General features: G+C 65.5%; 13 protein-coding genes. 9 read left to right on the plus strand and 4 right to left on the minus strand.

Features of this window, described 5'->3' with window-relative positions; translation table 11 throughout:
* Nucleotides 1-2: 2 nt before the first annotated feature.
* From ligD to BLS61_RS16030, 3 genes are all read right to left on the minus strand, one after another.
* Nucleotides 3-2,525: a DNA ligase D gene (ligD, locus tag BLS61_RS16020; RefSeq protein ID WP_090432458.1), complete on the minus strand. Its 2,523-nt coding sequence runs from the start codon at nucleotides 2,523-2,525 to the stop codon at nucleotides 3-5.
* Nucleotides 2,526-2,540: 15 nt separating this feature from the next.
* Nucleotides 2,541-3,401 carry a non-homologous end joining protein Ku gene (ku, locus tag BLS61_RS16025; RefSeq protein ID WP_090432460.1) on the minus strand — a complete coding sequence of 287 codons (861 nt, stop codon included), beginning with the start codon at nucleotides 3,399-3,401 and terminating at the stop codon, nucleotides 2,541-2,543.
* 94 nt (nucleotides 3,402-3,495) lie between these two features.
* Nucleotides 3,496-3,720 (minus strand): PLDc N-terminal domain-containing protein, encoded by a 225-nt coding sequence (locus BLS61_RS16030; RefSeq protein WP_090432462.1) that lies wholly within the window; start codon nucleotides 3,718-3,720, stop codon nucleotides 3,496-3,498.
* Between the two features lie 176 nt (nucleotides 3,721-3,896).
* On the opposite strand from BLS61_RS16030, the gene BLS61_RS16035 reads away from it, so the two are divergent.
* From BLS61_RS16035 to BLS61_RS16075, 9 genes are all read left to right on the plus strand, one after another.
* On the plus strand, nucleotides 3,897-4,769 hold the full coding sequence (locus BLS61_RS16035) for a DUF72 domain-containing protein (RefSeq protein WP_090432463.1): 873 nt from the start codon (nucleotides 3,897-3,899) through the stop codon (nucleotides 4,767-4,769).
* A gap of 76 nt (nucleotides 4,770-4,845) precedes the next feature.
* Entirely contained in the window at nucleotides 4,846-5,253 is a 408-nt protein-coding gene (locus BLS61_RS16040; protein ID WP_090432465.1) for an antitoxin Xre-like helix-turn-helix domain-containing protein, read from the plus strand.
* Entirely contained in the window at nucleotides 5,253-5,948 is a 696-nt protein-coding gene (locus BLS61_RS16045; protein WP_090432467.1) for an RES family NAD+ phosphorylase, read from the plus strand. The genes BLS61_RS16040 and BLS61_RS16045 overlap by 1 nt, the downstream gene beginning before the upstream one ends.
* A gap of 196 nt (nucleotides 5,949-6,144) precedes the next feature.
* Nucleotides 6,145-7,383 (plus strand): SfnB family sulfur acquisition oxidoreductase, encoded by a 1,239-nt coding sequence (locus BLS61_RS16050; RefSeq protein ID WP_090432469.1) that lies wholly within the window; start codon nucleotides 6,145-6,147, stop codon nucleotides 7,381-7,383.
* Between the two features lie 3 nt (nucleotides 7,384-7,386).
* Nucleotides 7,387-8,586, plus strand: coding sequence for an SfnB family sulfur acquisition oxidoreductase (locus BLS61_RS16055; protein WP_090432472.1), 1,200 nt, complete (start codon nucleotides 7,387-7,389; stop codon nucleotides 8,584-8,586).
* The gene (locus BLS61_RS16060; protein ID WP_090432474.1) at nucleotides 8,586-10,004 is read left to right on the plus strand and encodes an LLM class flavin-dependent oxidoreductase; all 1,419 of its coding nucleotides are present in this window, start codon (nucleotides 8,586-8,588) and stop codon (nucleotides 10,002-10,004) included. The genes BLS61_RS16055 and BLS61_RS16060 overlap by 1 nt, the downstream gene beginning before the upstream one ends.
* Before the next feature lie 17 nt (nucleotides 10,005-10,021).
* Complete coding sequence (locus BLS61_RS16065; protein WP_394328150.1) at nucleotides 10,022-10,819, plus strand: MetQ/NlpA family ABC transporter substrate-binding protein; 798 nt, start codon at nucleotides 10,022-10,024, stop codon at nucleotides 10,817-10,819.
* Nucleotide 10,820: 1 nt separating this feature from the next.
* Complete coding sequence (locus tag BLS61_RS16070; protein ID WP_090432478.1) at nucleotides 10,821-11,918, plus strand: methionine ABC transporter ATP-binding protein; 1,098 nt, start codon at nucleotides 10,821-10,823, stop codon at nucleotides 11,916-11,918.
* Nucleotides 11,902-12,555: a methionine ABC transporter permease gene (locus tag BLS61_RS16075; protein WP_167358739.1), complete on the plus strand. Its 654-nt coding sequence runs from the start codon at nucleotides 11,902-11,904 to the stop codon at nucleotides 12,553-12,555. Before BLS61_RS16070 ends, BLS61_RS16075 begins: the two co-directional genes overlap by 17 nt.
* Nucleotides 12,556-12,683: 128 nt before the next feature.
* Here the strand turns inward: BLS61_RS16075 and BLS61_RS23685 are convergent, their stop codons facing one another.
* Entirely contained in the window at nucleotides 12,684-12,845 is a 162-nt protein-coding gene (locus tag BLS61_RS23685) for a hypothetical protein (RefSeq protein WP_167358740.1), read from the minus strand.
* Between the last annotated feature and the right edge of the window lie 31 nt (nucleotides 12,846-12,876).

Consider the following 12,876-nt stretch of genomic DNA (forward strand, 5'->3'; position numbering starts at 1 on the left):
GCTCAGGGCGGTTCGGCGCCGAGCCTGTCCCACATGGCGCGGGTCAGGCGCTGGCGATTGGCATAACCGGCCCAGGGATCCTCGCGCAGCCCTTCCAGGCGTTGCTGCAGATTGGCGACCGTCCACTGCTGGGCGCTGCGCAGGCCGTCCAGCTCGCTTCGCGCGATCGGCACCGAAACCGGCAGGCCGGGCCGCGCGCGCACCGAGTAGGCCGATACCGTACTGGCACCGCGGCCGTTGCGCAGATAGTCGATGAAGATCTTGCCTACCCGATTCTTCGGCCCCGACGTCGCGGTGAAGCGCTCGGGTAGTTGCCTGGCCATGAACTGCGCCAGCGCCTTGGCGAAGCCCTTGACCCTGTCCCAGTCGGCGTGGCGGGCAAGCGGCACGATGATGTGCATGCCCTTGCCACCGCTGGTCTTGAGAAAGGCCTGCAGGCCCAGTTCGTCGAGCACGGCCAGGGTCAGCCGGGTCGCTTCCAGCATGCTGCGCCACGGCAGCGCCGGGTCCGGGTCGAGATCGAGCACGAAATGATCGGGCGTTTCGATGCGGTCGCTGGTAGCGCCCCAACGGTGGAACTCGATGCAGCCCATCTGCGCTGCACCGACCAGGGCAGGCACGCTGTCGATTTCCATCAGCCGCGCGTGGCCGGGGTCCAGCTTGGGGTCCAGGTGCTTGATATTGGGGATCGCCAGGCGCTCGGCATGCTTCTGGAAGAACTGCTCCCCCCCTACCCCGTCCGGCGCCCGTACCAGCGAGACCGGCCGGTTGCGCAGGTACGGCAGCAACCACTCGGCGATATCCGCATAGAACTGAGCGAGCTGCAGTTTCGTGGTGCCGCTGTCCGGGTCGATCACTCGTTGCGGATGGCTGATCGGCACCCCGGCCACCAGCGGCTTGGCGGATGACTGGCGCGAGCTTGCGGCCTCGGGCTTCGGTTTGGCCGTACCTGGCGTACGTGGGTGCTCACGAACGATCTGCGCCGCCGGTTTGTCACTGCGCAAGGCAATGAAGCTGGCCTGGCGCACGATGCCTTCACGCGTCCACTCGGCGAACTCCACTTCGCCGACCAGTTGCGGCTCGACCCAGCTCACACCGCGGACCTGGGCGGCGGTCAGTTTCCCCGCGAGTGGCGACTCGTCCCGAGCCAGCTTGCGCAACTGCGCGTGCAGGGCCTTGAGCGAGGCGTCGCCGAAGCCGGTGCCGACCCGCCCGGCATAGCGCAGCCCATCGGCCTCGTTCACCGCCAGCAGCAGCGCGCCGAAGCTGCTGCGACTGCCCTGCGGCTGGGTGTAGCCGACGATGACGAACTCCTGGCGCATTCGGCATTTGAGCTTGATCCAGTCCGCGCTGCGCCGCGACACGTAGAGGCTGCCGGAGCGCTTGCCGATGACGCCTTCCAGGGACATGGCGCAGGCACTCTCGATGATGTCGCGGTGATGGGCGGTGAAGGCCTCCGAAAAACGCAGCGGGCTGCGCCGTGTGCTGCCCAATGCAGCCTTGAGTTTGCCGCGCCGCGTTTCCAGTGGTGCCTGGCGCATGTCTTCGCCGTTGAGAAACGGCGCATCGAACAGGTAGTAGATGAGATCGTGGCTGCGGCCGATGTCGAAGGCATTCTGCAGTTGCTGGAAGTCCGGCAGACCTTGCTCATTGAGTGCCACCACCTCGCCGTCCAGCCAGCTGTCGCTCAGGCCCAGCTTGGCCAGGGCCTTGGCCTGCTGCGGCAGGCGCTCCGTCCAGTCATGGCCATTGCGGGTGAACAGGCGCACCTCATCGCCGCGCACCCGCGCCAGGATGCGATAGCCGTCGAACTTCACCTCATACAGCCAGTCGCCTTCGGGCGGACGCTCGGCCAGGGTCGCCAGTTGCGGCGCCAGGCTGTCGGGGAACTCCGTCTGGGCCTTGCGACTGTTTGCCGGTTTCGTCGATGCCTTGCGCTTGGCCACCTTGCTCGGGCCGCCCACCAGCGCGCCGCTGATCACGCTTTGCGGCTGCGCCTCGACGATGTCGTACTCGTCGCCGGGGCGCGCGGTGTCGTCGCGCTCCTTGATCAGCAGCCACTGCTCCTTGTCACCACTGCCGCGCAGCCGAGTGCGCACCAGCGTCCAATCCCCGGACAGTTTCTCGCCCACCAGAGTGAACTTGAGCTTGCCGGCCTGGTAGGCAGCCGCCGGGTCGCCCTGGGGCTGCCAGATGCCATGGTCCCAGACGATCACGTCGCCGGCGCCATAGTTGCCTTCGGCGATGCTGCCTTCGAAGCTGGCGTAATCCAGCGGATGGTCTTCGACGTGCACCGCCAGGCGCTTTTGCGTCGGGTCCAGGCTCGGCCCCTTGGGTACCGCCCAGCTCTTCAGAGTGCCGTCCAGCTCCAGGCGAAAGTCGTAGTGCAGGCGGCGCGCATCGTGCTTCTGCACCACGAAACGCAGCGCACCGGCCTTGCTGCGGCGCTTGCGCGGTTGTTCGCGCGGTTCGCTGGTCTGCTCGAAATTGCGTTTGCGGTTGTATTCGCTCTGCGCTCTGGCCATGGTCGGTATCCCGGCTTATTTGCGTGCGGTCTTGGGGCTCTTGCGTGGCGTGCTCGCCTTGGGCTTGGCTTTCGACTTGCTGTCGGGCTTGCCGCCCAGGCTGCGCTTGAGCAGTTCGGTCAGGTCGATGACATCGGCACTGCGCCGGGTCTCTTCGCCCTCGACCTGCTCGACGTTCTCGATCTTGCCGGCCTTGGCCTTCTTCTCCACCAGCGCCATGATGCGGTCCTGGAAGCTGTCCTGATACTCCTCGGGCTGCCAGTCGGCGCTCATGTCCTTGATCAGGCGCTTGGCCATGTCCAGCTCGCTCTTGGCCAGCTTGGGCTTGGTTACCGAGTCATCCAGTTCCAGCGTGTCCAGCCCGCGCACTTCGCTCGGCCAGCGCAGGATCACCAGCACCATGGCCGAGTCGATCGGCATCAGCGCCGCCAGATGCTGTCGGGTGTGCAGCACCACATGAGCCAGGGCCACCTTGTCGGTGCTGCTCAGCGCTTCGCGCAGCAGCGCATAGACTTTCTCGCCGCGGCGGTCCGGAGCCAGGTAGTACGGCTTGTCGATGTGCTGCAGAGGTATCTGCACGCTGTCGACGAAGGCGAAGATATCGATGGTCTGCGTCGACTTGGGGTGCGCTTCGCGAATCTCCTCCTCGCTGAGCACCACGTAGCGGCCTTTCTCGTAGGCCACGCCCTTGACGATGTTTTCCTTGCTCACTTCCTTGCCGGTGACCTTGTTCACCCGCTTGTAGCCGACCGGGTCCATGCTGCGCTTGTCCAGCCAGTCGAAATCCACGCCCTGGGTCGACGTGGCGGTCACCAGGGCGACGGGAATATGCACCAGACCGAAACTGATGGCCCCTTTCCAGATGGCCCTAGGCATGGCGTTCGTCTCCGTACTGGACGGGGCCGGCGCATATGGCTGGCTCCGTCGAACTCTCAGCGATCATCTGACCTTCCTCTTCTCGCCTGTGCTGTTACTTGCTGTGCTCCGGCGAGGACGGCGGCGGGCTCATCCCGCGCGGCCCGAACAGGCCCCACAGGCCCAATCCCAGCACCGGCAGCAGCACGATCAGCAGCGACCACAGGGCTTTGCTCTCCACGCCCTTGTCGCTGCGAAAGACGCTGACGATGGCCCACAGGTCGAGCAGGATGATGATCACGCCGAGCGCAATGAATAGCAGACTGATTTCACCGGACATCTCGTAACTCCTCCACGCAGGTCCATACAGTTGTGGCCGCGTCCGCGCTCTGCGGTTCAGAAAAAATTGACTCGAATGACCGCACCTCGCGCCTATCGAATGAAACATGCGAGTTGCGAGGTAATGCCCATGACCCTTTCCGACCAGCACTGCCCACGGCTGCCGCAGGTGCCGGCATGAGCGATGTGCGCATCGGCATTTCCGGCTGGCGCTACGCCCCCTGGCGCGGCGACTTCTACCCCAAGGGCCTGGCCCAGCGGCGCGAGCTGGAGTTCGCGTCGCGCGAGGTGAACAGCATCGAGATCAACGGCTCGTTCTACGGCCTGCAGACACCCGAGCGGTACGGCAAATGGGCAGCGCAGACGCCCGATGACTTCGTCTTCAGCGTCAAGGCGCCGCGCTTCATCACCCATGTGCGTCGGCTGGTGGAGATCGACGAACCGCTGGCCAATTTCTTCGCCTCCGGCCTGCTGAGCCTTAAGGAAAAGCTCGGCCCCATCCTCTGGCAGTTTCCGCCCAGCTTCCGCTTCGACGCAGACCTCTTCGCCAACTTCCTCGCCAAGCTGCCGACGGACACCGGGCAGGCTCGCAGCCTTGCCCGCCATGCCTCCGCCCGCCTGCACGTGGCCGGCTACCTGGACGCAGCGGCTGATCGTCCGCTGCGCCATGCGGTGGAAATCCGCAACGCCAGTTTCCGCGAGCCGGCCTTCATCGAACTGCTGCGTCAGCGCGGCGTGGCCCTGGTGGTGGCGGATACGGCAGGAAAATGGCCCTACGCCGAGGACATCACCGCCGACTTCCTCTACCTGCGCCTGCACGGCGATGCCGAGCTCTATGTCAGCGGATACTCGCCGCAAGCCCTGCAGCATTGGCAGCAGCGCATCGAAACCTGGGCTGCCGGCGGCCAGCCCGATGACGCGCGCCTGATCGACGCGGGCCATAAGCCCCGGCGCAAGGCGCGGGATGTCTATTGCTACTTCGATAACGACGTAAAGGTTCGGGCGCCCTATGACGCTCGTGATCTGCAGCGGCGCCTGGGGCGAGGCTGATATCGCGGAACAGGCTCTTTTAGTCTGTAGAATAATATGTGCTATATTTTGCTCTACAGATTAAAGAGAGCTTGCCATGACCGCGACCGCCATCCAGATTCAGGACTTCTCGAAAAGCCAGTGCGCAGCCGGCCTGCGCGCTGCGCTGAACATTCTCGACAAGTGGAAGGCCTCTCCCGAGCAGGCCTGCCGAGTACTGCGTATTTCCCGCAGCACCTACACCCGCGCCAGCCAGCAGGATGCGGCGTGGACGGTGAGCCTGGATTCCGACCAGATGCAGCGCATCAGCCTGGTGTTGAACATCCATGCCGCATTGCGCGTGGTCTTCGACAACCCCGACAACGTCTATGGCTTTGCCCTGATGAAAAACCACAATGAATTCTTCAACGGCCGCGCGCCGCTGGAAGTCATGGCCCAGGGCGACATGATCTCGCTGTACGAGACATTCCGGCGCATCGACACCCTGCGAGGTGCCCAGTGGTAATGCTCAGCGACCTGCCGCTGCTGGACGATCAACCCGTACAGGCCTACCGCCTGGTCAATTCGAAGTTCCCACCCATCGCCCTGTTCGATGACGTCGCCGATGCAGAGGACTTCGACGCCCTCTACCAGATCCAGGCGCTGACCAATCCAAGGCTGCAGAACGAGATCGGCCGCCTGGAGCTGATCGCGCGCGATCAGATTCCCTTCGGCATTGCCGGCTGCTCCTATGCGACGGCGCCCTTCACCCACGTCAACCCGGCTGGCTCGCGCTTCAGCAGCGGCAGCTTCGGCGTGCTGTACCTGGCGGACAGAATGGATACCGCGATTGCCGAGGTGTGCTACCACCAGCAGCGCTACTGGTCGAAGGTGCCGGACCTCAACTACGAGCGTTTCGTCTTCAGGGGGCTGACCGCAAGCTTCAACGAAGCCGGCTTGCGCGACGCCACGGTGGTGCCGCTGTCGGACCCCATCTATGCCCCGGACGACTACGCCTACTCGCATCAACTGGGGGCGCAGGTCAAAGGCGCAGCATGCGCAGGCCTGCGTTATCACTCGGTTCGCTCTGCCGGCAACATCTGCTGGGCGCTTATGACGCCGCGCCCTGTCACCTCGATCATCCAGAGCGCGCATTACGAAATGATCTGGAGCGGGCAAGTGATCAGCGTCAATCAGATCACGACATTGCTGGCGACCTAGTCCGGCAACGTAAACGGACTGAGAGCAGGTATCGATCCAACTTATGGGTACATGGATATTCCTAAAACATATTTAACAGATATTTTTAAATCTTCTAGGGTATAAAAACCGGACCACCGGAGCCTCGATTTTTCCAGCCGCTCCGTTGCGCCCTCATCCCGGTGCCGTTGCGGCACATCCACGAGATGAGGTTTGCATGACCAGTCCGATTACCCTTGAGGACAGCGACCAGGACGTCGCCCCTTCGCTCTTCCCCGCCACCATTCTCCGCACCGACGCCGAAGCCCTGCAGGCTGCACATGCCCTGGCAGAAGCGGCGCAGCTGGAAGTCATCCAGCGCGACCGCGAGCGCCGCCTGCCCTGGGAACTGGTGGAACGCTTCACCGCCAGCGGCCTCGGCAGCATCGCCGTGCCGCGCGCCTTTGGCGGCCCGCAGCTGTCCTACGTGACCATCGCCGAGGTGTTTCGCATCATCTCCGCGGTCGACCCGGCCCTGGGGCAGATTCCGCAGAACCAGTTCGGCCTGCTCGGCGTTCTACAGGCGGCCGCCAGCGAGGAACAACAGCAGCGCCTGTTCGCCAGCGTGCTGGCCGGCTGGCGCATCGGCAACGGCGGCCCCGAACGGGGCAGCAAGCACACCCTGGACATCCAGGCGCGCCTGGTGCAGCGCGACGGTCGCTGGCTGTTCAGCGGTGAGAAGTTCTACTCCACCGGCGCTCTCTTCGCTCACTGGATCGCCAGCAAGGCGCTGGACGACCAGGGCCGGCCCTGGCTGGCCTTTATCCAGCGCGGCCGCCCTGGCCTGCGCGTGGTCAACGACTGGTCCGGCTTTGGTCAACGCACCACCGCCAGCGGCACCGTGCTGCTCAACGAGGTGGAGGTGGACGAGAACAACCTGATCCCGCTCTGGCCGCTGGCCGACAAGCCGAGCATCCAGGGCGCCTTCTCCCAGTTGATCCAGGCCGCCATCGATCTGGGCATCGCCGACGGCGCGCTGCGCGATACCCTGGATTTCGTGCGGCACAAGGCTCGCCCGTGGATCGACGCCAAGGTCGAGCGTGCCGGCGATGATCTCTACGTGATCGCCGATGTCGGCCGCCTGCAGCTCGAACTGCACGCCGCCGAAGCCCTGCTGCACAAGGCCGCTCGCGTGCTCGATGAAGTCGCGGCAAGCGCCATCGATGCCGATGCCGCCGCCCGCGCCTCCATCGCAGTGGCCGAAGCCAAGGCGCTCACCACCGAAATCAGCCTCCAGGCCAGCGAGAAGCTGCTGGAACTGGCCGGCAGCCGCGCCACCCTGGCCGAGTTCGGCCTCGACCGCCATTGGCGCAACGCGCGCACCCACACCCTGCACGACCCGGTGCGCTGGAAGTACCACGCCGTCGGCGCCTGGCACCTCAACCAGCGCCACCCTGCCCGCCATTCCTGGATCTGAGCCATGAACGCACCTCTGACCAATACGGTGGCGCTGATTCGCAGCGACGCCGAAGCCCTCGATGTAGCCCAGGCCCTGGCCGAGGTACTGGCCCCCGGCAGCGCCGAACGCGACCGCGAACGGCGCCTGCCGCACGCTGAGCTGGAACTGTTCAGCCATTCAGGCCTGTGGGCCATCAGCGTACCCAAGGCCTTTGGCGGCGCGGGCGTTTCCAGCGTCACCCTGGCCAAGGTCATCGCCCGCATTGCCCAGGCCGATGCCTCGCTCGGGCAGATTCCGCAGAACCACTTCTATGCCCTGGAAGTGCTGCGCATCAACGGCAGCGAAGCGCAGCAGCGCCGCCTCTATGGCGAGGTGCTGGCAGGCCGGCGCTTCGGCAACGCCCTGGCCGAACTCGGCACCAAGACCGCACTGGATCGCAACACGCGTCTGAGCCGCGACGGCGAGCACTACCGCGTCAACGGGCGCAAGTTCTACGCCACCGGCGCGCTGTATGCGCAGCGTATCCCCACCCTGGCGGTGGACGAGCACGGCAATGGCCAACTGGCCTTCATCCCGCGCCAGGCGCCCGGCCTGCAGGTGATCGATGACTGGAGCGGCTTCGGCCAGCGCACCACCGGCAGCGGCTCGGTGCTGCTGGACAACGTGCCGGTGGCCGCCGATGACGTGGTGCCGTTTCAGAGCGCCTTCGACCGTCCGACCACCGTCGGCCCCTTCGCCCAGCTGCTGCATGCGGCTATCGACACCGGCATCGCCCGCGCCGCCTACGAAGATCTGCTGCAGTTCGTCCGGCACAAGTCGCGTCCGTGGATCGACGCCGGCATCGACAAGGCCAGCGATGACCCGCTGACCCAGCAGGAAATCGGCCGTCTGGTGATCCGCCTGCATGCTACCGAAGCGCTGCTGGAGCGAGCCGGCGAATTCGTCGATCGCGCCCAGGCCGCGCCGGACGAACAGAGCGTGGCCGCTGCCTCGATCGCCGTGGCCGAAGCCCGCGCCATCAGCACCGAAGTCTCGCTGCTGATTGCCAGCAAGCTGCTGGAACTCTCTGGCAGCCGCGCCACCCTGGCCGAATACGGCCTCGACCGCCACTGGCGCAACGCACGTACCCACACCCTGCACGACCCGGTGCGCTGGAAGTACCACGCCATCGGCGATTACGTGCTCAACGAGCGCCTGCCACCGCGCCGGGGGACCATCTGATGGCCAGGGAAATCCTCCTCAACGCCTTCAACATGAACTGCGTCGGGCACATCCATCACGGCCTGTGGACGCACCCGCGCGACCGCTCGACGGAGTTCAACCAGTTGAGCTACTGGACGGAACTGGCCCAGTTGCTCGAACGCGGGCTGTTCGACGGGCTGTTCATCGCCGACATCCTCGGCGTCTACGACGTCTACCAGAACGGCATCGACCTGCCGCTGCAGGAAGCCATCCAGCTACCGGTCAACGATCCCTTGCTGCTGGTTTCGGCCATGGCCGGCGTGACCCGCAATCTGGGTTTCGGCGTGACCGCCAACCTCAGCTACGAGGCGCCCTACACCTTCGCCCGGCGCCTTTCGACCCTCGACCATCTCACTCAAGGGCGCATCGGCTGGAATATCGTCACCGGCTACCTGGACAGCGCGGCCAAGGCCATGGGCCGCCCGCAGCAGGTCGAGCACGACCGCCGCTACGACCAGGCCGACGAGTACCTGGAAGTACTCTACAAACTGCTCGAAGGCAGCTGGCAGGACGATGCCGTGCTGGCCGACCGCGAGCGGCGCGTCTACGCCCAGCCGGGCAAGGTGCACAAGGTACGCCACCAGGGCGAGTTCTATCAGGTCGAGGGCTATCACCTCAGCCAGCCGTCGCCGCAGCGCACGCCGCTGCTGTTCCAGGCCGGCTCGTCACCACGCGGCCTGCGCTTTGCCGGCGAGCATGCCGAGTGCGTGTTCATCGGCGGCAACGATCACGCGGCGGTGCGCGCCCAGGTCGACAAGGTGCGCGCCAGCGCCGTGGCGGCCGGTCGCACGGCCGAGGCCATCAAGGTGTTCATGGGCATCGCCGTGATCGTCGCACCGACCGAGGCAAAGGCCCGCGACAAGCACGCCGAGTACCTGCGCTACGCCAGCCCGGAAGCCGGCATCGCGCATTTCTCCAGCTCCACCGGTATCGACCTGGCCGCCTTCGGCCTGGACGAGCCGATCCAGCCGCGCAAGACCAATGCCATCGAGTCGGTGGTCAAGACCTTCAGCGGCTGGACCAAGCGCCGCCTGCTGCAACAGCACGCCCTCGGCGGTCGCTACCCCCTGGTGGTCGGCTCGCCCGAGCAAGTGGCCGAACAACTGATCGCCTGGATCGACGCCACCGGCCTGGACGGTTTCAACCTGACGCGCATCGTCACCCCGGAAAGCTACGCCGACTTCATCGATCTGGTGGTGCCCGAGCTGCAACGCCGCGGCCGCTACAAGACCACCTACGCAGACGGCACCCTGCGCCACAAGCTGTTCGGCCAGGGCCCACGGCTGCCCGCCGATCACCCCGGCGCGGCCTGGCGCGACCCCGGCCGTCTGCAACACCCGCACAGCACCGCCAACGAATTGCGAGGCCTCAGCCACAACGCGCTGAGCCTGCTCTGACCCACCACAAGGACGCCATCATGCTCAAGACCCTGAAAACCCTGACCCTCGGCACCCTGCTCGCCGCCAGCAGCCTGGCGCTGGCCGAACCGGCCCTGAAACTCGGCACCACCGCCGCCTTCGCCCCGCCGCTCGAAGTGGCGGTGGCCGAGGCGAAGAAACAGGGCCTGGAAGTCGAACTGATCGAATTCACCGACTGGATCGCGCCCAACGTCAGCCTGGCCAACGGCGACATCGACGTGAACTACTTCCAGCACATCCCCTTCCTGGAAAACGCCAAGTCCGAAGGCGGCTATGACCTGGTGCCGGTAGCACGCGGCGTGCTCAACAACGTCGGCCTGTACTCGAAGAAGCACAAGGACTTCTCCACCCTGCCGGACGGCGCCAAGGTGGCCATCGCCAACGACCCGATCAATGGCGGACGTGGCCTGCAACTGCTGCGCAAGGCCGGGCTGATCGAACTGAAACCGGACGTCGGCTATAAGGCCACTCTGCAGGACATCACCGCCAACCCGAAGAACCTCCGCATTATCGAGCTGGAAGCCGTGCAGTTGGTACGCGCCTACGAGGAAGTCGACGTGGTCCAGGGCTATCCGGCCTACATCCGCCTGGCCAAGACCTTCGATCCGGCCTCCGCACTGCTGTTCGACGGCCTGGACAATCCCGAGTACATCATCCAGTTCGTCACCCAGCCGGCCAAGGCCAAGGATGCCCGCCTGCTCAAGTTCATCGACATCTACCAGCACTCCCCGGCCGTGCGCGCGGCCCTGGACAAGGCTCACGGCAATCTCTATCAGCCGGGTTGGGAAAGCTGAGATGAGCGGCTTCGATCCTCATCTGCAGCAGGCTGCACAGGCCAGCCAGCACCTCGACGCGCACCTGTGCTTCGACAATCTGGGCAAGACCTACGAGGGCGCCCACGGCCCGGTACAGGCGCTGCGCGACATCGACCTGGCCATCGCCCGTGGTGAAGTGTTCGGCATCATCGGCCGCAGCGGCGCGGGCAAGTCCTCGCTGCTGCGCACCATCAACCGCCTGGAGCAACCCTCCAGCGGTCGGGTGCTGATCGACGGCATCGACATCGCCCTGTACGACGAGGATCGACTGGTCGCCCTGCGCCGGCGCATCGGCATGATCTTCCAGCACTTCAACCTGATGTCGGCCAAGACCGTGTGGCAGAACGTCGAGCTGCCGCTGAAGGTGGCCGGCGTGCCGCGCGAAGCGCGCCAGCGCAAGGTGCGCGAACTGCTCGAACTGGTCGGTCTGGAAAACAAGCACGCGGCCTACCCGGCGCAGCTGTCCGGCGGGCAGAAACAGCGCGTGGGCATCGCCCGCGCCCTGGTGCACGACCCGCAGATACTGCTGTGCGACGAGGCCACCAGCGCGCTGGACCCGGAAACCACCCAGTCGATCCTCGGCCTGCTGCGCGAGATCAACCAGCGCCTGAACCTCACCGTGGTGCTGATCACCCACGAGATGGCGGTAATTCGCGAGATCTGCGACCGCGTGGTGGTGCTGGAGCATGGTGAAGTGGTCGAGCAGGGGCCGGTGTGGCGGGTGTTCGGCTCTCCCCGCCACGAGGTGACGCGCACCCTGCTCGCGCCACTGCAGCATGCCCTGCCGGCGCGTCTGCAGGAACGCCTGCACAGCGAGCGCGCGAGCCCTGAGGACGATCTGATCCTGCGCCTGCACTTCACCGGCAGCGGCCTGGAGCCGGACCTGCCGGCCATCGGCGCGGCACTGGGCGGCCGCGTGACGCTGCTCGACGCCAGCCTGGAGCAGATCCAGGGCCATGCGGTGGGCCACCTGATCCTCGCCGTCGACCAGTCGCCGTTCGACCACCCCACCCTGCTCGACAACCTGCGGCCGCTGGCCGATCACCTGGAGGTACTGGGTTATGTCACTGCTGCTTGAACGCCTCTGGCAAGGCCTGCTCGATACCCTGCTGATGGTCGGCGTCTCGTCGCTGCTGGCGCTGCTGGCCGGCATTCCGCTGGCGGTGTTCCTGGTCACCAGCAGCAAGGGCGGCATCTTCGAGGCGCCGCGGCTTAACCAGGTGCTGGGCGCCATCGTCAACCTGTTCCGCTCGATCCCGTTCCTGATCCTGATGGTGGCGCTGATCCCCTTCACCCGCCTGATCGTCGGCACCACCTATGGCGTCTGGGCCGCCGTGGTGCCGCTGACCATCGCTGCCACGCCGTTCTTCGCGCGTATCGCCGAAGTCAGCCTGCGCGAGGTTGACCACGGTCTGATCGAAGCGGCTCAGGCCATGGGCTGCCGGCGCTGGCATATCGTCTGGCACGTGCTGCTACCCGAGGCCCTGCCGGGCATCGTCGGCGGTTTCACCATCACCCTGGTGACCATGATCAATTCCTCGGCCATGGCCGGCGCCATCGGTGCCGGCGGGCTTGGCGACCTGGCCTACCGCTACGGTTACCAGCGCTTCGACAGCCAGGTGATGCTCACCGTGATCGTCGCCCTGGTGGTGCTGGTCAGCCTGATCCAGTTCAGCGGCGACCGTCTGGCCAAACGCCTCAACCACCGCACCTGATTCCTCCCAGGCAATGCATCCTGCAGCAGCGATCAGAAGCGCATACCCCGGGGCGAACGTACCGAGTATGAGGTTGGCTGACACCGACGCGCGGCGGACCGGAAAAGACGAAAAAAGGCCGCACTGGATCACCAGGCGGCCACAAGTCGTCTTAACCAAAGGAGATGAAGTGGAGCCAAGGCGAGAGCTTCGGTGAGTGTTGCAAAGCCACCGCCCCTGGAATCTTCATCGGCGAGAAGCCTATCGCCGAACGCCCGCAACAGCGCATTGAAGTGGTTGATAGTGGTCATCAATCCGCTCGAATAGTGCATCGACAGGCCG

Source organism: Ectopseudomonas guguanensis (assembly GCF_900104265.1).
GTDB lineage: Bacteria > Pseudomonadota > Gammaproteobacteria > Pseudomonadales > Pseudomonadaceae > Aquipseudomonas > Aquipseudomonas guguanensis.

Coding starts and splice junctions, on each gene's coding strand:
- ligD (WP_090432458.1), bottom strand. CDS start 2,525: ATGGCCAGAGCGCAGAGCGAATACAACCGCAAACGCAATTTCGAGCAG.
- ku (WP_090432460.1), bottom strand. CDS start 3,401: ATGCCTAGGGCCATCTGGAAAGGGGCCATCAGTTTCGGTCTGGTGCAT.
- BLS61_RS16030 (WP_090432462.1), bottom strand. CDS start 3,720: ATGTCCGGTGAAATCAGTCTGCTATTCATTGCGCTCGGCGTGATCATC.
- BLS61_RS16035 (WP_090432463.1), top strand. CDS start 3,897: ATGAGCGATGTGCGCATCGGCATTTCCGGCTGGCGCTACGCCCCCTGG.
- BLS61_RS16040 (WP_090432465.1), top strand. CDS start 4,846: ATGACCGCGACCGCCATCCAGATTCAGGACTTCTCGAAAAGCCAGTGC.
- BLS61_RS16045 (WP_090432467.1), top strand. CDS start 5,253: ATGCTCAGCGACCTGCCGCTGCTGGACGATCAACCCGTACAGGCCTAC.
- BLS61_RS16050 (WP_090432469.1), top strand. CDS start 6,145: ATGACCAGTCCGATTACCCTTGAGGACAGCGACCAGGACGTCGCCCCT.
- BLS61_RS16055 (WP_090432472.1), top strand. CDS start 7,387: ATGAACGCACCTCTGACCAATACGGTGGCGCTGATTCGCAGCGACGCC.
- BLS61_RS16060 (WP_090432474.1), top strand. CDS start 8,586: ATGGCCAGGGAAATCCTCCTCAACGCCTTCAACATGAACTGCGTCGGG.
- BLS61_RS16070 (WP_090432478.1), top strand. CDS start 10,821: ATGAGCGGCTTCGATCCTCATCTGCAGCAGGCTGCACAGGCCAGCCAG.
- BLS61_RS16075 (WP_167358739.1), top strand. CDS start 11,902: ATGTCACTGCTGCTTGAACGCCTCTGGCAAGGCCTGCTCGATACCCTG.
- BLS61_RS23685 (WP_167358740.1), bottom strand. CDS start 12,845: ATGACCACTATCAACCACTTCAATGCGCTGTTGCGGGCGTTCGGCGAT.